This window comes from Psychromonas sp. B3M02, from assembly GCF_003318165.1.
In the GTDB taxonomy this organism is placed as follows: domain Bacteria; phylum Pseudomonadota; class Gammaproteobacteria; order Enterobacterales; family Psychromonadaceae; genus Psychromonas.
In genome coordinates this window covers 1-311 of the sequence record NZ_QOCB01000078.1, presented here as the reverse complement: position 1 = coordinate 311, position 311 = coordinate 1, and the positions used below count along the sequence as shown (strand labels likewise).

The 311-nt window shown below is 44.4% G+C and carries 1 protein-coding gene; it reads right to left on the bottom strand.

The features are described from left to right. Window positions 1-311, bottom strand: a 311-nt coding sequence (locus DS885_RS08615; RefSeq protein WP_309472385.1) for a transaldolase family protein, incomplete at both ends; no start/stop codon positions are given.

Here is a 311-nt window from a genome sequence, read left to right as displayed (position 1 = left end):
ATTTTTGTCTTTTAGTTTTTGCTCGATAGGCGCTTCACTGCTCTGAAGTTCTGCCATCAAATCTGGACTGATAGTCAGGCGATCACAGCCGGCTAATGCTAAGACTTCTTCCACACTTCTGAAGCTAGCACCCATCACCACAGTCTGGTAACCCTGTTGTTTGTAGTAATTATAGATATTAGTCACTGAAATAACGCCCGGATCTTGATCGGCTGGGTAGGATGTTTTGCCCGTTTGCTTCTTGTACCAATCTAAAATTCGCCCAACAAATGGTGAAATTAAGTAGACGTTCGCTTCAGCACAGGCTTGCG